This window comes from Pseudomonas sp. 2 (assembly GCF_056627435.1).
Genome location: NZ_JBWXNG010000001.1, coordinates 122596 through 141820, shown reverse-complemented (window position 1 = coordinate 141820; position 19225 = coordinate 122596). Strand labels below are relative to the sequence as shown.

At 62.4% G+C, this 19225-nt stretch carries 16 protein-coding genes and 2 riboswitches; of the genes, 6 read left to right on the top strand and 10 right to left on the bottom strand.

The genetic code is table 11. The features are described from left to right. Positions 1 to 49: 49 nt before the first annotated feature. Both AC1MEK_RS00620 and AC1MEK_RS00615 read right to left on the bottom strand, forming a co-directional pair. Positions 50 to 364: an SCP2 sterol-binding domain-containing protein gene (locus tag AC1MEK_RS00620; protein WP_480394318.1), complete on the bottom strand. Its 315-nt coding sequence runs from the start codon at positions 362 to 364 to the stop codon at positions 50 to 52. A 58-nt stretch (positions 365 to 422) separates the two neighbouring features. Continuing rightward, positions 423 to 1133, bottom strand: a complete 711-nt coding sequence (locus AC1MEK_RS00615; protein ID WP_480394317.1) for a histidine phosphatase family protein — start codon at positions 1131 to 1133, stop codon at positions 423 to 425. A gap of 217 nt (positions 1134 to 1350) precedes the next feature. On the opposite strand from AC1MEK_RS00615, the gene sohB reads away from it, so the two are divergent. Further along, on the top strand, positions 1351 to 2373 hold the full coding sequence (gene sohB / locus AC1MEK_RS00610) for a protease SohB (protein ID WP_480394316.1): 1023 nt from the start codon (positions 1351 to 1353) through the stop codon (positions 2371 to 2373). Between the two features lie 184 nt (positions 2374 to 2557). On the opposite strand, the gene AC1MEK_RS00605 is transcribed toward sohB, so the two are convergent. After that, complete coding sequence (locus AC1MEK_RS00605; protein WP_480394315.1) at positions 2558 to 3052, bottom strand: DUF934 domain-containing protein; 495 nt, start codon at positions 3050 to 3052, stop codon at positions 2558 to 2560. Next, entirely contained in the window at positions 3036 to 4694 is a 1659-nt protein-coding gene (locus AC1MEK_RS00600) for a nitrite/sulfite reductase (RefSeq protein ID WP_480394314.1), read from the bottom strand. The genes AC1MEK_RS00605 and AC1MEK_RS00600 overlap by 17 nt, the downstream gene beginning before the upstream one ends. A gap of 558 nt (positions 4695 to 5252) precedes the next feature. On the opposite strand from AC1MEK_RS00600, the gene AC1MEK_RS00595 reads away from it, so the two are divergent. Continuing rightward, the gene (locus AC1MEK_RS00595) at positions 5253 to 6338 is read left to right on the top strand and encodes an ABC transporter substrate-binding protein (protein WP_480394313.1); all 1086 of its coding nucleotides are present in this window, start codon (positions 5253 to 5255) and stop codon (positions 6336 to 6338) included. Between the two features lie 8 nt (positions 6339 to 6346). Here AC1MEK_RS00595 and AC1MEK_RS00590 read toward each other — a convergent pair whose 3' ends face one another. Both AC1MEK_RS00590 and metH read right to left on the bottom strand, forming a co-directional pair. After that, positions 6347 to 6589: a DUF2970 domain-containing protein gene (locus AC1MEK_RS00590; RefSeq protein ID WP_480394312.1), complete on the bottom strand. Its 243-nt coding sequence runs from the start codon at positions 6587 to 6589 to the stop codon at positions 6347 to 6349. Positions 6590 to 6790: 201 nt separating this feature from the next. After that, a complete protein-coding gene (metH, locus tag AC1MEK_RS00585; protein ID WP_480394311.1) occupies positions 6791 to 10501 on the bottom strand; it encodes a methionine synthase in 3711 nt (1236 codons plus the stop codon). A gap of 174 nt (positions 10502 to 10675) precedes the next feature. Here metH and AC1MEK_RS00580 point away from each other — a divergent pair, with 174 nt between their 5' ends. The 3 genes from AC1MEK_RS00580 (at position 10676) to nfuA (ending at position 14959) form a co-directional block, all read left to right on the top strand. After that, positions 10676 to 12988, top strand: a complete 2313-nt coding sequence (locus AC1MEK_RS00580) for a fatty acid cis/trans isomerase (RefSeq protein WP_480394310.1) — start codon at positions 10676 to 10678, stop codon at positions 12986 to 12988. 260 nt (positions 12989 to 13248) lie between these two features. After that, on the top strand, positions 13249 to 14268 hold the full coding sequence (locus AC1MEK_RS00575; RefSeq protein ID WP_480394309.1) for an acyltransferase family protein: 1020 nt from the start codon (positions 13249 to 13251) through the stop codon (positions 14266 to 14268). A gap of 97 nt (positions 14269 to 14365) precedes the next feature. Further along, positions 14366 to 14959, top strand: a complete 594-nt coding sequence (gene nfuA, locus AC1MEK_RS00570; protein ID WP_480394308.1) for a Fe-S biogenesis protein NfuA — start codon at positions 14366 to 14368, stop codon at positions 14957 to 14959. A 186-nt stretch (positions 14960 to 15145) separates the two neighbouring features. Here the strand turns inward: nfuA and cobM are convergent, their stop codons facing one another. Genes cobM through AC1MEK_RS00550 form a run of 4 tightly spaced genes read right to left on the bottom strand, consistent with a single transcriptional unit; the run spans position 15146 to position 17251 of the window. Continuing rightward, entirely contained in the window at positions 15146 to 15892 is a 747-nt protein-coding gene (gene cobM / locus AC1MEK_RS00565) for a precorrin-4 C(11)-methyltransferase (protein WP_480394307.1), read from the bottom strand. Then, a complete protein-coding gene (locus AC1MEK_RS00560) occupies positions 15889 to 16323 on the bottom strand; it encodes a cobalamin biosynthesis protein (RefSeq protein ID WP_480394306.1) in 435 nt (144 codons plus the stop codon). Before AC1MEK_RS00560 ends, cobM begins: the two co-directional genes overlap by 4 nt. Then, the gene (locus AC1MEK_RS00555; protein WP_480394305.1) at positions 16320 to 17042 is read right to left on the bottom strand and encodes a CbtA family protein; all 723 of its coding nucleotides are present in this window, start codon (positions 17040 to 17042) and stop codon (positions 16320 to 16322) included. Before AC1MEK_RS00555 ends, AC1MEK_RS00560 begins: the two co-directional genes overlap by 4 nt. Positions 17043 to 17053: 11 nt before the next feature. Further along, positions 17054 to 17251, bottom strand: coding sequence for a CbtB domain-containing protein (locus AC1MEK_RS00550; protein ID WP_480394304.1), 198 nt, complete (start codon positions 17249 to 17251; stop codon positions 17054 to 17056). A gap of 102 nt (positions 17252 to 17353) precedes the next feature. Then, positions 17354 to 17583, bottom strand: a riboswitch (cobalamin riboswitch). A gap of 221 nt (positions 17584 to 17804) precedes the next feature. Next, positions 17805 to 18023, top strand: a riboswitch (cobalamin riboswitch). Between the two features lie 134 nt (positions 18024 to 18157). Between AC1MEK_RS00550 and cobW the strand changes: the two genes are divergently transcribed. Then, positions 18158 to 19222, top strand: coding sequence for a cobalamin biosynthesis protein CobW (cobW, locus tag AC1MEK_RS00545; protein WP_480394303.1), 1065 nt, complete (start codon positions 18158 to 18160; stop codon positions 19220 to 19222). Positions 19223 to 19225 lie beyond the last annotated feature (3 nt).

Here is a 19225-nt window from a genome sequence, read left to right as displayed (position 1 = left end):
AAAAAAACCGAAGCGCCAAGGCCTCGGTTTTTCGTGTATCACCCTGTCATTACGACGGGAACAGCTCGCTCAGTTTCATCGCCAGCATCATGTCGCCTTCGGCGCGCAGCTTGCCGGCCATGAACGCCTGCATGCCGTCGGTCTCGCCGCTGACGATACCTTTGAGGGTTTCTTCATCCATGACCAGTGTGACTTGAGCGTCAGGGTTTTCGCCGTCCTTCAACTCACAGGTGCTGTCCTTGACGATCAGCGAGAAGTGCTTGGATTCGTCGATACGGAAACCGAACACCAGGTCCAGGCCGGCAGCGGCGCTTGGGTTGAACTTGGCTTTCATGGCTTGTACGGCATCAGCTGCGGAAGTCATGGTGTCATCCTTTTATATGAGTGATTTGCAGGCACCTTGCGGGTGCGTTTGGCCGGGCTCAGCGGTAGGTGATGAGCTCCGGCGCCTTCATCAGTTGCAGGTGCGTCTGACTGTTGAAGGAAGCCAGTGACACCTCGCGCCCCCGGAATTTCAGGTGGTTGAGCGAGGTGTTGACGATTTGCCAGTTGAGTTCGAACGCCTGGGTTGCCGGCATTCGGGTGATCAGGTGGAGCAGGGCGGTGATGGTGCCGCCGGAGGTGAACACGGCAATGCGCTCGTTGGGCGCTGCGCGGTCGAGAACCCGCTCAAGCCCCGCCTGCACCTGGGCCACGAAGGACAGCCAGCTTTGCAGGGCAGGTGTGTCGTGCTCGCCGCCTAGCCAGCGGCCGATGATCAGTGCGAACAGGCGCTGGAATTCGGCGCGGTTATGCGCGGCGTTGCGCATGATTTCCAGGGCTTCGGGTTCGTCGGGGAGCATGGCCGGGAGCAGGGCGCGAATCACCCCTTCGGCGTCGAATTCGTTGAAGGCCTGGTCGATTTCCAGTTCAGGCTGCTTCGGGCCCTTGGCATCGAGTTGCGCGATCACGGTTTCGGCGGTGTGGCGCTGGCGGAACAGGCTGCCGCTGATGCAGCGATCGAAGCTCAGATCGAGCTGCGCCAGGTGCGCGCCGAGCACTTCTGCCTGACGGTAGCCGGTGGGCGACAGGACGTCGTAGTCGTCGGCACCAAAGGAGGCCTGGCCATGTCTGATCAGATAGATGCTGCCCACGTTCGTCCAATCCCGGCACGCTGAAAGTGAAGCGAGGTTATGAGCAGGGCGCGGGGTCTGTCAATAAAAAAACATACGCTTGTTTGAATTGTCCGCTTGTCATGATCTTTGACCACCGCGTCGCTGGCCCGGCGTGAGGCGCGACGGTATGCTGGGGCCATTCACGACAGTGATCGGGCGCTGCTTCAGCGCCCAAATGTGCAGGTAAGGAGCCTCTGTGGAGTTCATTTTCGATTACGCCAGCTTCCTGGCGAAGACCGTGACCGTGGTGGTAGCTATTGTCATGGTGCTGATTGTCATCGCCTCGCTGCGTGGCCGCGGGCGCCGTGGCGGCGGTGGCCAGTTGCATGTGACCAAGCTCAACGATTTCTACAAGGGCCTGCGTGACCGCCTGGAAGGCTCGCTGCTGGACAAGGCGAAACTCAAGGCACTGCGCAAGTCCCAGGCCAAGGAACTGAAAAAAGACAAGAAGCAGACCGAGGTCAAGCCTCGGGTCTACGTGCTGGATTTTGACGGCGACATCAAGGCTTCGGCCACCGAAAGCATGCGCCACGAAATCACCGCACTGCTGTCGCTGGCCACCGAAAAGGACGAAGTGGTGCTGCGCCTGGAAAGCGGCGGCGGCATGGTGCACAGCTACGGGCTGGCCTCCTCGCAACTGGCGCGGATTCGTCAGGCAGGCATTCCGCTGACCATCTGCATCGACAAGGTGGCGGCCAGCGGCGGCTACATGATGGCCTGCATCGGCAACCGCATCATCAGCGCGCCTTTTGCCGTACTGGGTTCCATTGGTGTGGTGGCGCAGTTGCCCAACGTCAACCGCCTGTTGAAGAAGCACGACATCGACTTCGAAGTGCTGACGGCTGGCGAGTACAAGCGCACGCTGACCGTGTTTGGCGAAAACACCGAGAAGGGCCGCGAGAAGTTCCAGCAGGATCTGGACATCACCCACGAGCTGTTCAAGAACTTCGTCGCCAGCTATCGCCCGCAGTTGCAGATCGATGAAGTGGCCACCGGCGAGGTCTGGTTGGGCATGGCGGCCAAGGACAAGCTGCTGGTTGATGAGCTGAAGACCAGTGATGAGTACCTGGCCGACAAGGCGAAGACTGCCGAGGTGTTCCATCTGCATTACGCAGAACGCAAGAGTTTGCAGGAGCGGGTGGGGCTGGCGGCCAGCGGTTCGGTGGATCGTCTGGTGACCGGTTGGTGGAGCCGTTTGACCCAGCAGCGGTTCTGGTAACAGGCCGGGACCGTCGTGGGAGTGAGCTTGCTCACGAACAGGTCAGCGCATTCAAAACAAGCGCCATGTGGGGGGGCGTTCGTGAGCAAGCTCACTCCCACAAAGGCCAGTGTTTCAGATCAGTCAAAAAAGCCCCGGCTTCTCACGAAACCGGGGCTTTTTGTTGCCCGCTAAACCCGTCGAATCAACGACGACGGAACAGCGGCAATGGCTCGTCGGTGGCGGCCTGGTAGGTCACCGAGAAGTCCTTGAGGCTTTCCAGTGCTTCGTACGGGTCCTTGTCGGCCCGGATCGCGAAGGCGTCGAAACCGCAGCGGCTCAGGTAGAACAGCTGGTCACGCAGCACGTCGCCGATGGCCCGCAGTTCGCCCTTGAAGCCATAGCGATCACGCAGCAGGCGAGCGTTGGAGTAGCTGCGCCCGTCGGTGAAGGCCGGGAAGTTCAGAGCGATGACCTGGAAGTGCTTGACGTCGTCGCCGATTTCCTCGGCTTCTTCGTCGCTGTCCAGCCACACACCCAGGCCGCCGTCGCGAGCCTTGAGCGCGTGACCGTGCTCGCGCCACAGGGCCAGCGGTACGATCAGGTCGTCGCAGTTGGACAGGCTGTCGAACTCGGTGTCCTTGGGCAGCAGGTGCCAGGTCTCGTCGATGACTTCGTTGTTCTTAATGATTCGCTGCATAGACGCGCTCCTTGAAAGGGTCGATGCCGATACGCTGGTAGGTGTCGATGAAGCGCTCGTCTTCGGTACGTTTTTCAACGTAGACGTCGATCAGCTTCTCGATCACGTCCGGCATGGCTTCCTGCGCGAACGAAGGGCCGAGGATCTTGCCCAGGCTGGCGTCGCGGCTGGCGCTGCCACCCAGGGAGACCTGATAGAACTCTTCGCCTTTCTTGTCCACGCCCAGAATGCCGATGTGGCCGACGTGGTGGTGACCACAGGCGTTCATGCAGCCGGAGATGTTCAGGTCCAGCTCGCCGATGTCGAACAGGTAGTCCAGGTCGTCGAAGCGGCGCTGGATGGATTCGGCGATCGGGATCGACTTGGCGTTGGCCAGCGAGCAGAAATCACCGCCCGGGCAGCAGATGATGTCGGTCAGCAAGCCAATGTTCGGCGTGGCGAAACCGCCTTCGCGCAGCTCGCCCCAGAGGGTGAACAGCTGGCTCTGCTCGACGTCGGCCAGGATGATGTTCTGCTCGTGGGAGGTGCGCAGGTAACCGAAGCTGTAGCGATCGGCAAGATCGGCGATGGCGTCCAGCTGCTTGTCGGTCAGATCGCCCGGCGCAACGCCAGTCGGCTTGAGCGACAGGGTCACGGCCACGTAGCCCGGCTTCTTGTGGGCCAGGACGTTGCGCGTGCGCCAGCGGGCAAAACCCGGGTGCGCCTTGTCCAGCTCCGCCAGTTCACTGGCAAAGTCCGGCAGCGCCTTGTAGTCGGGGTCGACGAAGTGCTTGGCAACGCGGTGCACTTCGGCTTCGGTCAGGGTGGTCTGGCCGCCGCGCAGGTGGGCCATCTCGGCCTCGACCTTCTCGGCGAAGACTTCCGGCGTGAGCGCCTTGACCAGAATCTTGATCCGCGCCTTGTACTTGTTGTCGCGACGGCCATAGCGGTTGTAGACCCGCAGGATGGCGTCCAGGTAGCTCAACAGGTCCTGCCACGGCAGGAACTCGTTGATGAAGGCACCGACCACCGGGGTACGGCCCAGGCCGCCACCGACCAGCACGCGGAAGCCCAGCTCGCCGGCGGCGTTCTTGATCGGCTCCAGGCCGATGTCGTGCACTTCGATGGCCGCGCGGTCGGACGTCGAGCCGTTGATCGCGATCTTGAACTTGCGCGGCAGGTAGGCGAATTCCGGGTGGAAGGTCGTCCACTGACGCACGATCTCGCACCATGGGCGCGGATCGACCAGCTCGTCGGCTGCAACGCCGGCGAACTGGTCGGTGGTGACGTTGCGCAGGCAGTTGCCGCTGGTCTGGATCGCGTGCATCTGCACCGTGGCCAGCTCAGCGAGAATGTCGGGGATGTCTTCCAGCGCCGGCCAGTTGAACTGCACGTTCTGGCGGGTGCTGATGTGCGCGTAGCCCTTGTCGTAGTCGCGGGCGATTTTCGCCAGCATGCGCACCTGGCGCGCACTCAGCTGACCGTAAGGCACAGCCACACGCAGCATCGGCGCGAAGCGCTGGACATAGAGGCCGTTTTGCAGGCGCAGCGGGCGAAACTCTTCTTCGCTCAGCTCGCCAGCCAGATAGCGGCGGGTCTGGTCGCGGAACTGCTTGACGCGGTCCTCGACGATCCGCTGATCGTACTCGTCATATACGTACATGGTGGTCCTGTTCTCAGGCGATTCACTGCTGCTTGGACGAACTGAGAGGCGATGCGGTGCCGCCTGCGTTCAGGGTCCCAACAAATCTGCGCGCACGGTCGCGCAGCCTCCATCGAGGCTGGCGCACGATACCAGTTCATACATATGCGCAAAAGTGATGTTTTTTTATATGCAAATAGATAAAAGCGATAAGCATCCCGTCGGCTGCTCATAACCACACTTGTGATAAGGACAAGCCTCGACTTTACTCTTGGTCAGGCCGGGGTCAACCGTCTTCGGCCGTTTAAATGTCTCAATCACAATAAGACTGACAAGAGGCAAGCCAATGAGCCGATCCCACCCTAAACCTGCCAAGTCCGACAGTCATGTAGACGCCTGGGCGATCCTGTTTCTCATCATTCTGGTTGTAGGTGCTGCAGTGTTCTGGGTGAGTCACCAGTAACCCAGGCACCGGGTGTCAATGTGCCGGGTAGAACTTACCCGACGCCTGCCGATAAGGTATAAGCAGGCCTGATGCAGGTCGGCTGTATCGTCTTTGGCGTTGAGGCTCGGTGTCCAATGATCAGGTTTTTCAGTGGCTGCCTCATGCTGGTCGTGGGCGGGTTGTGGCTGGGTAATGCGTGGGCGGCCTCGGTGGTGTTTCTCAACCCGGGCGCAGCGCCGGCCCCCTATTGGTCCAGCTACTCGCGTTTCATGCAGGCGGCTGCCGATCGGCTGGGCATGCACCTGACCATTCACTACACCGACCGCGACACCCGCACGCTGCTCACTTTTGCCCGCCAGGCGCTGCAGGGCCAGGAGCGGCCCGACTACCTGGTGTTTTCCAACGAGCTCAACGTCGCCCCCGAAGTGCTGCGCCTGTCGGTGGGCAGCGGGGTGAAGCTGGTCGCAGTCAACAACACCTTCACTGCCAATCAGCTGAGCATCCTCGGCGATTTGCGCAGTCGCTACCCGGATTTTCTCGGCAGCGTGGTGGCCAATGACGAAGAGGGCGGCTACCTGGTCGCCAGGCGCCTGATCGAATCCCATCCTCCCGTGCCTGCCGGGCAGTTCATCGACATGCTGGCGTTTTCCGGCACCAACAGCACGCCGGTGTCGCTGCAGCGCGAGCGTGGTCTGTACCGGGCGCTGGCCGAGTTTCCGCAGGTGCGCCTGCGGCAGATCGTGCTCGGCGGCTGGCGCCGTGACCGGGCCTTCGAGCAGGCGCAGGTGCTGCTCAAGCGCTACCCCGATGTCAGCCTGATCTGGGCCGCCAGCGACCTGATGGCCTTTGGTGCGATGGATGCGGTGCGTGAAACCGGCAAGCAACCGGGCAAGGATGTGCTGGTCGGCACCATCAACGACTCCACGGCGGCCTTGCAGGCGTTGCGCGAAGGCTCGCTGAGTGCCGATGCGGGCGGCCACTTCACCCTCGGTGGCTGGGCGCTGGTGTTGCTGCATGACTACGACCAGGCCGACAGCCAGAGCCGCCAACCCTTCGGCACCTGGCGGGTGTCGGCCATGCAATTGCGCGAGCGCAAGGACAGCCAGCGTTTCATGCAGGCCAACAACCAGGATGACTACGGCATCGACGTGCGCCAGTTCACCGGTGGAAGAAGCCCGGAAGGGGTGGCGTATCCATTCGTGAAAGTCGGGGCGAACTGAGCGAAGGTTCAGGGCACTGCGAAATACAGCACCAGCTGCACGATGCCCAGCAGTACCAGGGCGAAGGCTGCGGTGAACACAATCCCCAGAATCACGAAATGCGACGGTTTGCCGTGGGTGAAGTCGCGGGCGCGGTTTTTCTGGCTCTGCACGCCGAAGGCGGCGGCCATGACGCTGTGCAGCATTTGCCAGAAGGTCGGTGGTTTGTTGTCGTCAGGGAGCGGGGGCGGGGTGTTGGATGAGGGTTCCATGACATCCTCCATTCGTCCCGCAAGGATAGTCCATGGTTGAGTGTTGAGCGCTGGGTGCGCTGTTGATTCTGGCCGAAGGCCGTGGGAGCCGGCTTGCTGGCGAATGCGCAGGGTCAGACACCTTGTAGGTGATTGATCCACCGTATTCGCAAGCAAGCCGGCTCCCACATAAGCGAGAGCGCGTGCGACAGGTTCTCCTATTTACTCGTCATACCCCAGGTTCGGCGCCAGCCAGCGTTCGGTCACGCGCATTTCCTGGCCCTTGCGGGCGTTGTAGCTTTCGACCTGGTCCTTGTCGACCTTGCCCACGGCAAAGTACTGCGCCTGCGGGTGGGCGAAGTACCAGCCGCTGACCGCTGCCGCCGGGAACATCGCGTAGTGCTCGGTGAGGAACACGCCGCTGATGCCGGGTTTGCCTTCGCCGGAGGCCGGGTCCAGCAGGTCGAACAGCACACCTTTCTCGGTGTGGTCCGGGCAGGCCGGGTAGCCGGGGGCAGGGCGGATGCCGACGTACTTTTCCTTGATCAGGTCTTCGTTGTCCAACTGCTCGTCGCGAGCGTAGCCCCAATGGGTCTTGCGCACTTCCTGGTGCAGCCATTCGGCGCAGGCTTCGGCCAGACGGTCGGCCAGGGCCTTGACCATGATCGCGTTGTAGTCGTCGCCCTTGTCCTGATAGGCCTTGGCCACTTCCTCGGCACCGATGCCGGCGGTGGTGATGAAACCGCCCACGTAGTCGGTCACGCCGCTGCCAGCGGGCGCGACGAAGTCGGCCAGGGAGAAGTTCGGCTTGCCGTCGGTCTTGATGATCTGCTGGCGCAGGTGGTGCAGCTTCGCCAAAGGCTGGCCGTGGTCGTCGAGCAGCTGGATGTCGTCGTGGTCGACCTGGTTGGCCGGCCAGAAGCCGAACACTGCGCGGCTGCGGATCAGCTTCTCGTCGATCAGCTTGCGCAGCAGTTCCTGAGCGTCCTTGAACAGCGAAGTCGCCGCTTCACCCACCACTTCGTCGGTGAGGATGCGCGGGTACTTGCCGGCCAGGTCCCAGGAAATGAAGAACGGCGTCCAGTCGATGTAATCCACCAGCACGTTCAGGTCGATGTCTTCCAGCACCTTGACCCCGGTGAAGGTCGGCTTGACCGGCTGGTACTCGGCCCAGTCGAACTGCGGCTTCTTGGCGATCGCCGCGCTGTAGCTCAGGCGCTCGGTGCGGGCGCTGCGGGCCGAGGTGCGCTCACGCACTTCGACGTATTCGGCGCGGGTCTTCTCGATGAAACCGGCTTTGAGCTCCTTGGACAGCAACTGCGTCGCCACGCCCACGGCGCGGGAGGCGTCGGTCACGTAGACCACCGCGTCGTTGCTGTACTTGGGCTCGATCTTCACCGCCGTGTGCGCCTTGGAGGTGGTGGCGCCGCCGATCATCAGCGGCAGGTTGAAGTTCTGCCGTTGCATTTCGCGGGCGACGTGAACCATCTCGTCCAGCGACGGGGTGATCAGGCCGGACAGGCCGATGATGTCGCACTTTTCTTCCTTGGCCACCTGCAGGATCTTCTCCGCAGGCACCATCACGCCCAGGTCGACGATGTCGTAGCCGTTACAGCCCAGCACCACGCCGACGATGTTCTTGCCGATGTCGTGCACGTCGCCCTTGACCGTGGCCATGAGGATCTTGCCCTTGGCTTCCGGCTTGTCGCCTTTTTCCGCTTCGATAAACGGGATCAGGTGCGCCACTGCCTGTTTCATCACGCGGGCGGACTTGACCACTTGCGGTAGGAACATCTTGCCCGAGCCGAACAGGTCGCCGACCACGTTCATGCCGGCCATCAGCGGGCCTTCGATGACTTCGATGGGGCGGGCGAAGGTCAGGCGCGAGGCCTCGGTGTCTTCGACGATGTGGGTGGTGATGCCCTTGACCAGCGCGTGCTTGAGGCGCTCGTTGACCTCCCAGTTGCGCCACTCTTCGGTTTCCGCTTCCTTGACCGAGCCGTCGCCCTTGAACTCGTCGGCGATGGCCAGCAGCACCTCGGTGCCGTCGTCGGTGCGGTTGAGCACCACGTCTTCCACGGCGTCGCGCAGCTTGACCGGGATCTCGTCGTAGATCTCCAGTTGGCCGGCGTTGACGATACCCATGGTCAGGCCGTTGCGGATTGCGTGCAGCAGGAACACCGAGTGGATCGCTTCGCGCACCGGGTTGTTGCCGCGGAACGAGAACGACACGTTGGACACGCCGCCCGAGGTCAGCGCGTAGGGCAGCTTGTCACGGATGTAGGCGCAGGCATTGATGAAGTCCACGGCGTAGTTGTCGTGCTCTTCGATACCGGTGGCGATGGCGAAGATGTTCGGGTCGAAGATGATGTCTTCCGGCGGGAAGCCCACTTCGTTGACCAGAATGTCATAGGAGCGTTTGCAGATTTCCTTCTTGCGCGCTTCGGTGTCGGCCTGGCCGGCTTCGTCGAAGGCCATGACCACCACCGCCGCGCCATAGCGCTTGCACAGTTTGGCGTGGTGGATGAACTGCTCGACGCCTTCTTTCATGCTGATCGAGTTGACGATGCCCTTGCCCTGAATGCACTTCAGGCCCGCCTCGATCACCTCCCACTTGGAGGAGTCGATCATGATCGGCACGCGGGAGATGTCCGGCTCGCCGGCGATCAGGTTGAGGAAGGTGATCATCGCCTTCTTCGAGTCGAGCATGCCCTCGTCCATGTTGATGTCGATCACCTGGGCACCGGCTTCGACCTGCTGCAGGGCGACTTCCAGCGCTTCGGTGTAGTTGTCTTCACGGATCAGGCGGGCGAAACGGGCGGAACCGGTGATGTTGGTGCGCTCGCCGACGTTGACGAACAACGACTGGCGATCGATGGTGAACGGTTCCAGGCCCGAGAGGCGGCAGGCTTTCGGGATCTCGGGAATCGCCCGCGGCGCATACTTGCTCACCGCCTGGGCGATGGCCTTGATGTGCGCCGGGGTGGTGCCGCAGCAGCCGCCGACGATATTGAGGAAGCCGCTCTGGGCGAATTCTTCGACCACCGCCGCCATTTCGGCCGGGGTTTCGTCGTACTCACCGAACTCGTTCGGCAGGCCGGCATTCGGGTGCGCGGACACATGGGTGTCGGCCTTGTTCGACAGCTCTTCCAGGTACGGACGCAGGTCGCTGGCGCCCAGGGCGCAGTTCAGGCCCACGGAGATCGGTTTGGCGTGACGCACCGAGTTCCAGAACGCTTCGGTGGTCTGGCCGGACAGGGTGCGGCCGGAGGCGTCGGTGATGGTGCCGGAAATCATGATGGGCAATTCGAAACCGATTTCCTCGAACACGCCTTGCACGGCGAAGATCGCTGCCTTGGCGTTCAGGGTGTCGAAGATGGTTTCGATGAGGATCATGTCCGCACCGCCTTCGATCAGGCCTTTGGTGGCCTCGGTGTAGTTCTCCACCAGTTCGTCGAAGGTGACGTTGCGGTAGCCGGGGTTGTTGACGTCCGGCGACAGCGAGCAGGTGCGGCTGGTCGGGCCCAGCACGCCGGCAACGAAGCGCGGACGGTCCGGGGTTTCCAGGGTCTTGGCGTCGGCCACCTGACGGGCCAGGCGCGCGCCTTCCACGTTCAGCTCATAGACCAGTTCCTCCATGCCGTAGTCGGCCTGGGACACCTGGGTGGCGTTGAAGGTGTTGGTTTCGAGAATGTCGGCGCCGGCGTCCAGGTATTCCTTTTCGATCGCACCGATCACGTCCGGGCGGGTCAGCACCAGCAGGTCGTTGTTGCCCTTGACGTCGCTGGGCCAGTCGGCGAAGCGCTTGCCGCGGTAGTCTTCTTCTTCCAGGCGAAAGCTCTGGATCATGGTGCCCATGCCGCCGTCCAGAATCAGGATGCGCTCTTTAAGGGCCTGCTGAAGTGCTTTAAGACGCGCGTTGCGATCTGACATAGGGATATCCGAGCATAGAAGTACAAGAAAAGATGACGCTGAAAGGTGCGAAATAATAGCAAACCTGTACGCTTTTAAACCGTCGCAGGTTTTTCATGAATTCTGCTCATGTTGATGGCTGCTCGCCACAGGTAGAATCCCCTCCGGATTTTCATTTTTCAGGACGTTCGTTCCATGTTGCATCGCTTGTTCGCCATGACTCTGGCTCTGTTCTTCTGCGGTGCAGCGTTCGCGCAGCCCCTTGCGCAGTCTTCCGTGCCTCATCCCGCCATTTCCTACAGCCGCGACATCCAGCCGATCTTCACCGAGAAGTGCGTGGCCTGCCATGCCTGCAACGATGCGGCCTGCCAGCTCAATCTGGGCAGCGGCGAGGGTGCGTTGCGCGGAGCCTCCAAGGTGCCGGTGTATCAGGGCGAGCGCAGCAAGGCGATCGCGCCGTCGCGCATTTTCTACGACGCCCAGGGCCCTGAAGCGTGGCGCAAGAAAGGCTTCTACTCGGTGCTCGACGGCCAGAGCAATCAGGCCGCGCTGATGGCCAAGATGCTCGAATTCGGCCACAGCGCGCCGCTGGTGCCCAATGCCAAGCTGCCTGACGACATCGTGCTGGGGCTCAATCGCGAGAACATGTGCCCGCTGCCGGAGGAGTTCGAAGGCTACGCCAAGTCCCATCCGGGGCAGGGCATGCCGCTGGCGGTCACGGGGCTGACCGACGCCCAGTACAACACCCTGCAAACCTGGCTGGCCGCCGGTGCGCCGGTGGAACAGACGCCGGTGCAGCCCAACGCCGTGGAAGCCGCGCAGATCACCGAATGGGAGAACCTGTTCAACCGCCCGGGCTCCACCGAAGCGCTGGTTGCGCGCTGGCTGTACGAGCACCTGTTCCTGGCGCACATCTATTTCGCCGACGGCCAGCAGGGGCATTTCTTCCAGTGGGTGCGTTCGCGCACGCCCAGCGGCCAGCCGGTGGACCTGATCGCCACCCGCCGCCCCGATGACGATCCGGGCACCACCTTTTATTACCGCCTGATGCCGGTGCAGGGCGTGATCGTGCACAAGACCCACATCACCTACCCGATGGGGCCGCAGAAGCTGGAACGGGTCAAGCAGCTGTTCTACAGCGGCAACTGGCACGCCACTTCGCTGCCAGGCTATGGCCCGCAGCGTCGCGCCAACCCATTCGACACCTTCAAGGAAATCCCGGCGGTGGCCCGTTACCAGTTCATGCTGGATAACGCCGAATACTTCGTGCGCACCTTCATCCGCGGGCCGGTGTGCCGCGGCCAGATCGCCACTGACGTGATCCGCGACCACTTCTGGGCACTGTTCCAGGAACCGGCCCACGACCGCTACATCACCGATGCCGCGTACCGCGCCAAGGCCACGCCGCTGCTGGCCATGCCGGGCCAGGACGACGATGTCGGCAGCGTGCTGAGCCTGTGGCACAACTACCGTGACAAGCGTAATGCCTACGAAGACCTGCGCAGCGACGCCTACGCGCACATGCCGCCGCCGGGCTGGGCGACGTTGTGGGCGGGCAACGACAACGCGCTGCTGACCATCTTCCGCCACTTCGACAGCGCCACGGTGAACAAGGGCCTGATCGGCGATCTGCCGACCACCGTCTGGCTGTTCGACTACCCGCTGCTGGAACGCACCTATTACCAGTTGGTGGTCAACTTCGACGTCTACGGCAACGTCTCCCATCAGGTGCAGACGCGCCTGTACTTCGACCTGATCCGCAATGGCGCCGAGGTCAACTTCCTGCGCCTGATGCCGGCCGACAAGCGCGACGACATCCTCGGCAGCTGGTACCAGAACAGCGGCAAGGTGAAGATGTGGCTGGATTATCAGGCCATCGACGACGACACGCCGACCGGTATGAAACTCGACGAGAAAGACCCCAAGCGCGACTTCGAACGCAAGCTGATCGAGCGCGCCGGGACCCTCAACGTGGCGCCTGACCCGATCAACCGCTGCGCGGGCGCCTACTGCTCGCGGCCGGGGATTGGCCCGGTGTTCAGCGATGTCGAGCAGTCGCTGAGCCGTCTGGTGGCCCGCCCGGCGGCGGGGCTGAAAGTCATCAATCAGCTGCCGGAAGCGACCATGCTGCGGATTCAGGACGGCAGCGGCAAACGCATCGTCTACAGCATGCTGCGCAACCGCGCCCACAGTAACGTGGCGTTCCTGCTGGGCGAGGCGTACCGCTACCAGCCGGGGCTGGACAATTTGACGATCTATCCGGGCGTGCTGAGCAGCTACCCGAACTTCATCTTCAACATCCCGGCCAATGAAGTGAACGCCTTCGTCGACGCAATGGAAAAGGCCCACGACCACAAGGAAGCCTTTGAGAAGATCGTCGAACGCTGGGGCGTGCGCCGCAGCCATCCGTTGTTCTGGACCTATTTCCATGACCTGAACCGCTACATTCAGGAGACCGAGCCGCAGGAGGCGGGGGTGTTGGACATGAATCGGTACGAGAACCTCTAGGTCGCCTCATCTTTTCTTGTGGGAGCCAGCAAGCCGGCTCCCACAGTTTTTTGCGTTCAAGCCGAAATTCGAGGTGGCCCGCAAGTGCGGCGCGAAACCGGAAAAGCCTTATAAAACATGGCCTGCAGCCATTATGCAGCCCGTCAGTCCCCGCGAACCTTTTGCCAACCTGTCCGTCCGACCCTGTGAGTCGTCCCTGGCGTCGCGCCGTTTTTCGGTCGCTGAACCCGGGCCAACCCAATACAGATCAGAGGTTGCAGATGTTGATTTCGGTTCAGGCCCTGCGGGCGCTCGCCGCGTGGGTCGTTGTGTGTCACCACTTCATGCAGATTTTTTTCGACTTTCACCCCTCAGGCCCCATCGGCCGGTTCTTCACTGAAAAAGGCGCCGTGGGCGTCGACATCTTCTTCGTCATCAGCGGCCTGGTGATCTACCTCTCCACGGTGGACAAGGACATTCCTGCCAGCCGCTTTATGCTCAATCGCATCATTCGCATCGTGCCCGCCTACTGGCTCTACACCCTGGTCATGGGCCTGCTGGTGGTGGTCGCCCACCCGTTGTTGCCGCATCAGGTGGTGGACTGGCAGAGCTTCATTCTCTCGCTGCTGTTCATTCCCTCGGAAAACCCCGGTGGCTATGGCCTGTACCCGACCCTCAACGTCGGCTGGACGCTGAACTACGAGATGCTGTTCTACGTGCTGTTTTCCATGGTGTTCCTGTTCCAGCAGCGCCTGCGCCCGTTGATCGTCGCCGCTGCGCTGTTCGCCGTGACCGATGTGCTGGGGCGCTCCGGGCTGATCAGCCGGTTCTACGCCAACGACATCGTCTACGAGTTCCTGCTGGGCATCGGGATCGGTATCGCCTACCGTCGCGGCTGGATCACCGAGCGCCTGTGGCTGCCGCTGCTGGCCATCGGCGGGGCGCTGGTGACCATCAAGCAGCTGCCGCCGGACCTGCGCATCGTCAACTGGGGCCTGCCCAGCGCGGTGATTGTGGTAGCGTGCATTTCCCTGGAGCCCTATCTGCGTGGCAACCGCGTGCTCAAGGCCATGGGCGACTGCTCGTACTCGGTGTACCTGCTGCATGTGCTGGTGCTGTACGGCGGCTGGCTGGCCAGCGAGCGCTTCGGGCTCGACCCGTATCTGGCCTTTGCCGTTTGCGTTCCGGTGATCGCGCTGGGCGCCTGGCTCAGTTACGAGTGGATCGAGAAGGGCCTGTACCGGCGCATGAAGGGCTGGCTGGATGGGCGCCGGGCGCTCAAGGACGCGGCGCTTTCCTGAGGCGTATTCTCATTCGTATTACCTGAGCAAAATAGTAGGGCTTTGTCAGTTGACGTGGAATGGCGTAGACTGCGCCCCACGTCTGCGAGGAATTTTCATGACCGCTATTACCATTACCGATGCCGCCCACGATTACCTGGCCGATCTGCTGCAAAAGCAGAACACGCCCGGCATCGGCATCCGCGTGTTTATTACCCAGCCTGGCACCCAATACGCTGAAACCTGCATTGCCTACTGCAAGCCCGGCGAAGAAAAACCGGAAGACAAGGCGATTGGCCTCAAGAGCTTCACGGCCTGGATCGACTCCTTCAGCGAGGCCTTCCTGGACGACGCCGTGGTCGACTACGCCACCGACCGCATGGGCGGCCAGCTGACCATCAAGGCGCCGAACGCCAAGGTGCCGATGGTCAACGCCGACAGCCCGATCAACGAGCGCATCAACTACTACCTGCAGACCGAGATCAACCCGGGTCTGGCGAGCCATGGCGGCCAGGTGACGCTGATCGACGTGGTCGAGGAAGACGACAAGAACATCGCCGTCCTGCAATTCGGCGGCGGCTGCCAAGGCTGCGGCCAGGCCGACGTGACGCTCAAGGAAGGCATCGAGCGCACCCTGCTCGAGCGTATTCCGGAGCTGTCCGGCGTACGTGACGTGACCGACCATACGCAGAAGGAAAACGCTTACTACTAAGCGATTTGCCTTCCACAAAAAGCCCCGACTGGTTCGGGGCTTTTTATTTTATGGGGCACGCTGGCCATTGTGGTTGTTCGCGATCCCTGTGGGAGCCGGCTTGCTGGCGAATGCGGCGGTTCAGACACTGCAACGGTGAATGACATATCGCATTCGCCAGCAAGCCGGCTCCCACAAAGGATGGGTTCAGGGCCTGAAAACGTGAGCGTGGCCCGCGCGGTACAGGGACGACTCGCTGAACACTTCATTGCCCAGCACCCGGCCCACCAGAATCAACGCCGTGCGCCGAAAACCCTTGGCCTGCACCTTCTGTTCGATATCCGCCAGCGTGCCACTGACCCAATCCTGATCCGGCCAGCTGGCGCGGTGGACCACGGCGATCGGGCAGTCTGCGCCGTAGTGGGGCGTGAGTTCGGCGACGATCTTGCCGAGGTTGTTCACCCCCAGATGAATCGCCATGGTCGCCCTGTGCTGCGCCAGGTCGCCCAGCGCTTCGCCTTCGGGCATGGCGGTCTTGTCGCCATAGCGGGTCAGGATCACGCTCTGGGAGATGTCCGGCAGGGTCAGCTCGCTGCCCAGCAAGGCGGCGCAGGCGGCTGTCGCGGTCACACCGGGGATGATTTCGAAGGGAATATCCAGCTCGCGCAGGCAGCGAATCTGCTCGCCGATGGCGCCATACAGGCTCGGGTCGCCGGAGTGCACGCGGGCGACATCCTGGCCGTTTGCATGAGCAGATTTCATCAAGGCGATGATCTGGTCCAGGTGCAATTCGGCACTGTTGGTCACCTGGGCCGCTCTGTGGCCTTGCAGAACCGCTTCAGGCACCAGCGATCCGGCATAGATGATCACCGGGCAGTTGCGGATCAATCGCTGGCCCTTGACCGTGATCAGATCCGGATCACCCGGGCCTGCGCCGATGAAATAAACAGTCATGGGGTCTCCATAGGCAAACAAAGGCTGCCCGCCATTGCGACGGTGGCGCGGGAACTCTTGCGGCGCGGGATCAACAATTTGCCGGGGCGGCCTGACAGGTGCGAGGCCATCGCCAGCGCCGCGCTTTCCGCCACGCCATAACAGCCGGTGTGATCGAAGGAAATCTGCGAGCGATGGCTCAGCCTGTCTTCATAGGCGAGCAGTTGTCCGGCGCTGAAAAAGTGCAAGGGCAAGCCCAGTTGCTGCGCCAGTTCCGCGAGGCCGGCCTCCGACGACTTGCTGTCGATGGAGGCCAGCGCGGTGATGTCTGAAAACGCCAGGCGGTGTTCGACCAGCGTGACTTCGATCAACCCCCGCAGCACCAGCGCCGGACACCCGCGCTGGCAACCCAGGCCGATCACCAGGACCGGCCGCTGACCGGCTTCACTCATACAGCGTGGTTCAGGCCGGCCTGCGCCGAGGGCGCCTGGTCACGGCGGAACAGCCAGGCGCTGATCAGGCCCATCGCCACCCAGAACACGGCGTTGGTCAGCAGCGATGCGATCTTGAACTGGGCTTCCAGCGCTTCAGGGGCCAGTGCCGAATGCACCAGCGGCTGTGGCGCGCCGACGACGTGGGGCACGACCAGAATCGCCGCGCCCAGCACCTTGAGCAGCCAGTGATGGGCGAACACGATCAGCGCCAGGCCCACAGCAGTGGACGCCGCAGTGCCGATCCACCAGATCTGCCGTTGGGTCAGGTCGGCGGCGGCAGTGCCCGGCAGCTCAGGCGGCAGGCCCAGGGTCGGCGCCAGCACGAACACGGCAAACCCGGCCAGGCCCCAGAGCGCGCCTTGAGCCGTGCTCGAAGGTGTGCGCAGGGTATACAGCGCTGCCAGCATCAGGGCGAAACCGACCGCGACCACCAGATTGCCGCCGGTGGTGGAGAGCACGCGCTGCCAGCCGTCTTCCGGCTCCCAGGCTTCTTCGTCGTGCACGTGACCGGCCATGGCGCCTTCTGCGTGTTCATGCACGTGCACGGCAGGCTCGGCTTTCTCATAGGTTTCGGCCTGCAGGATCAGCGGCGCGACCCAGAAACTTTGCACCAGGGTCAGCAGCAGGGCTGCGAGCAGGCCAGTGAAACCGGCCGTTTGAGCGATACGCTTGAACATGGCGGCAGGTCTCAGTGGCAAGGGAAGGCAGAGCTGTGACGGGTGTCGTGGGCAGCGTTGTGCACGGCGTCGATGTGCGAGAAGCCGGCGAAGTAGACCAGGCAGGCGCCCAGGATCATCGCGCTGACGGCGGCGGTCAGGCGCTGGCTTTGCGTGGTGGCTTGGCTTGCGGTTTGGCTGCTGGTCTGGTTGGTCGTGCTGATCGACATGGCGCTTCCCTCTGAAAGTGTCAGCGGACGGGAAGGCGCAAAGGCGCGCCGCTGACAGGACGTCAGTGGCGAACTCAACTGCACCCGCCCACCGCGGGTCTGTTATGTGAACGTTGTCGGGCCGGTCTCCGGGCTTGCGAGGGGCATCGGGCTGATTAACAGCACCAAGCCTGCAAGAATCGCCTTCCCATATCGCTGACCGACACAGTGGATCTGACTCTTCGCTCGCTTACCGTTGCGGGGGCAGCGCCGGACTTGCACAAGCCTTGTGGCCTGTACGCACCGGTTTCCCGTTTCACCCTGTGAAGGGCACCCGTAACAAGGTGTGTAGGAGAGCATGGGGCGGGGCGGCAGTCAATCGGACAACGTGGTCCTGCGGCTGGCAGAGGTCAATGTGGGAGTGAGCTTGCTCACGAAAGGGCTTTGACAGGCGTCATAAATAGTGGGGCTAGGTGATCGCTTTCGTGAGCAAGCTCACTCCCACAAAAAAGCCAGGCCGAATCTCGCATCGCGCAACACGCCGTTTCTGCGTTGACCTTCTTTCAGCCACTGCGTAGCCTTGCGCACTTGAGGTTCACCGATCTGCCTGTCGACCCGGCAGCGGTGCTAAGAAGGGAATGTGGTTCGATGCCACAGCTGCCCCCGCAACTGTAAACGGACAGGTTCATTGCACAGCCACTGCACCCGCGGGAAGGCGCGATGAACGCTCGTCGGCTGATCCACGCCGCGAGCCACCGTGAGCCAGGAGACCTGCCTCGAACGGACGTCACGTCCATGCATTCTCTTTACAACCGGGCGGGGTGATCCGGTGGCGAATCCAACGGCGGGCCTGCGTACAGCATGGGGCGCGCGGTTCTCGTCCTGTTTGCCCGCCGCAACGCCGCAGAGCATTCGATAGGGCATCCGATGAAAACACTGGCCAAACTTCCCGTCACCATCGTCACCGGCTTTCTGGGCTCGGGCAAGACCACGCTGCTGCGCCACATGCTCGACAACGCCGAAGGCCGCCGGATCGCGGTGATCGTCAACGAGTTCGGCGAGCTGGGCATCGACGGCGAAATCCTCAAGCAGTGCACCATCGGCTGCACCGAAGAAGAAGCCAATGGCCGCGTCTATGAATTGGCCAACGGCTGCCTGTGCTGCACCGTGCAGGAAGAATTCTTCCCGGTGATGCAGGAACTGGTCGCCCGTCGCGGCGATCTGGACCACATCCTCATCGAAACCTCGGGCCTGGCCCTGCCAAAACCCTTGGTGCAAGCCTTCCAGTGGCCGGAAATCCGCAACGCCTGCACGGTCGATGCGGTGATCACCGTTGTCGACAGCCCGGCAGTGGTGGCGGGCACCTTCGCCGCCTTCCCCGATCAGGTCGACGCCCAGCGCAAACTCGACCCGAATTTGGACCACGAATCCCCGCTGCACGAGCTGTTCGCTGATCAGCTGGCCAGTGCTGACCTGGTGGTCCTGAACAAGGCCGACATGCTCGACGCCCAGGCGCTGGCCGCCGTGCGTGCCGAAGTCGCCGAAGAACTGCCGCCTGCAGTGAAAATCATCGAAGCCAGCAAGGGCCAACTGCCGATCAACGTGCTGCTGGGCCTGGGCGCAGAGTCCGAGCTGCATATCGATGGCCGCAAGACCCACCACGATCACCACGAAGGCGACGACCATGACGACCACGATCACGACGCGTTCGATTCCATCTCTATCTCGCTGCCCCAGGCCGACGAAGCACTGCTGCTCGATGCGCTGACTCAGGCAGTGATCCAGCACGGCATCCTGCGGGTCAAAGGCTTCGCGGCGATTCCCGGCAAACCGATGCGCCTGCTGGTGCAGGGTGTGGGCACGCGCTTCGACAAACATTTCGACCGCGCCTGGAAGGCCGACGAGGAGCGCGTCAGCCACATGGTGCTGATCGGTCAGGACCTCGACGCTGCCGCCATCGAAGCTCAGCTGCGCGCCGCCATTCAGGGCTGATCC

Bases quoted from the DNA above. Each gene is read 5' to 3' on its own strand.
- AC1MEK_RS00620 (WP_480394318.1), bottom strand. From the start codon at position 364: ATGACTTCCGCAGCTGATGCCGTACAAGCCATGAAAGCCAAGTTCAAC.
- AC1MEK_RS00605 (WP_480394315.1), bottom strand. From the start codon at position 3,052: ATGCAGCGAATCATTAAGAACAACGAAGTCATCGACGAGACCTGGCAC.
- AC1MEK_RS00600 (WP_480394314.1), bottom strand. From the start codon at position 4,694: ATGTACGTATATGACGAGTACGATCAGCGGATCGTCGAGGACCGCGTC.
- AC1MEK_RS00595 (WP_480394313.1), top strand. From the start codon at position 5,253: ATGATCAGGTTTTTCAGTGGCTGCCTCATGCTGGTCGTGGGCGGGTTG.
- AC1MEK_RS00590 (WP_480394312.1), bottom strand. From the start codon at position 6,589: ATGGAACCCTCATCCAACACCCCGCCCCCGCTCCCTGACGACAACAAA.
- metH (WP_480394311.1), bottom strand. From the start codon at position 10,501: ATGTCAGATCGCAACGCGCGTCTTAAAGCACTTCAGCAGGCCCTTAAA.
- AC1MEK_RS00580 (WP_480394310.1), top strand. From the start codon at position 10,676: ATGTTGCATCGCTTGTTCGCCATGACTCTGGCTCTGTTCTTCTGCGGT.
- AC1MEK_RS00575 (WP_480394309.1), top strand. From the start codon at position 13,249: ATGTTGATTTCGGTTCAGGCCCTGCGGGCGCTCGCCGCGTGGGTCGTT.
- nfuA (WP_480394308.1), top strand. From the start codon at position 14,366: ATGACCGCTATTACCATTACCGATGCCGCCCACGATTACCTGGCCGAT.
- cobM (WP_480394307.1), bottom strand. From the start codon at position 15,892: ATGACTGTTTATTTCATCGGCGCAGGCCCGGGTGATCCGGATCTGATC.
- AC1MEK_RS00560 (WP_480394306.1), bottom strand. From the start codon at position 16,323: ATGAGTGAAGCCGGTCAGCGGCCGGTCCTGGTGATCGGCCTGGGTTGC.
- AC1MEK_RS00555 (WP_480394305.1), bottom strand. From the start codon at position 17,042: ATGTTCAAGCGTATCGCTCAAACGGCCGGTTTCACTGGCCTGCTCGCA.
- AC1MEK_RS00550 (WP_480394304.1), bottom strand. From the start codon at position 17,251: ATGTCGATCAGCACGACCAACCAGACCAGCAGCCAAACCGCAAGCCAA.
- cobW (WP_480394303.1), top strand. From the start codon at position 18,158: ATGAAAACACTGGCCAAACTTCCCGTCACCATCGTCACCGGCTTTCTG.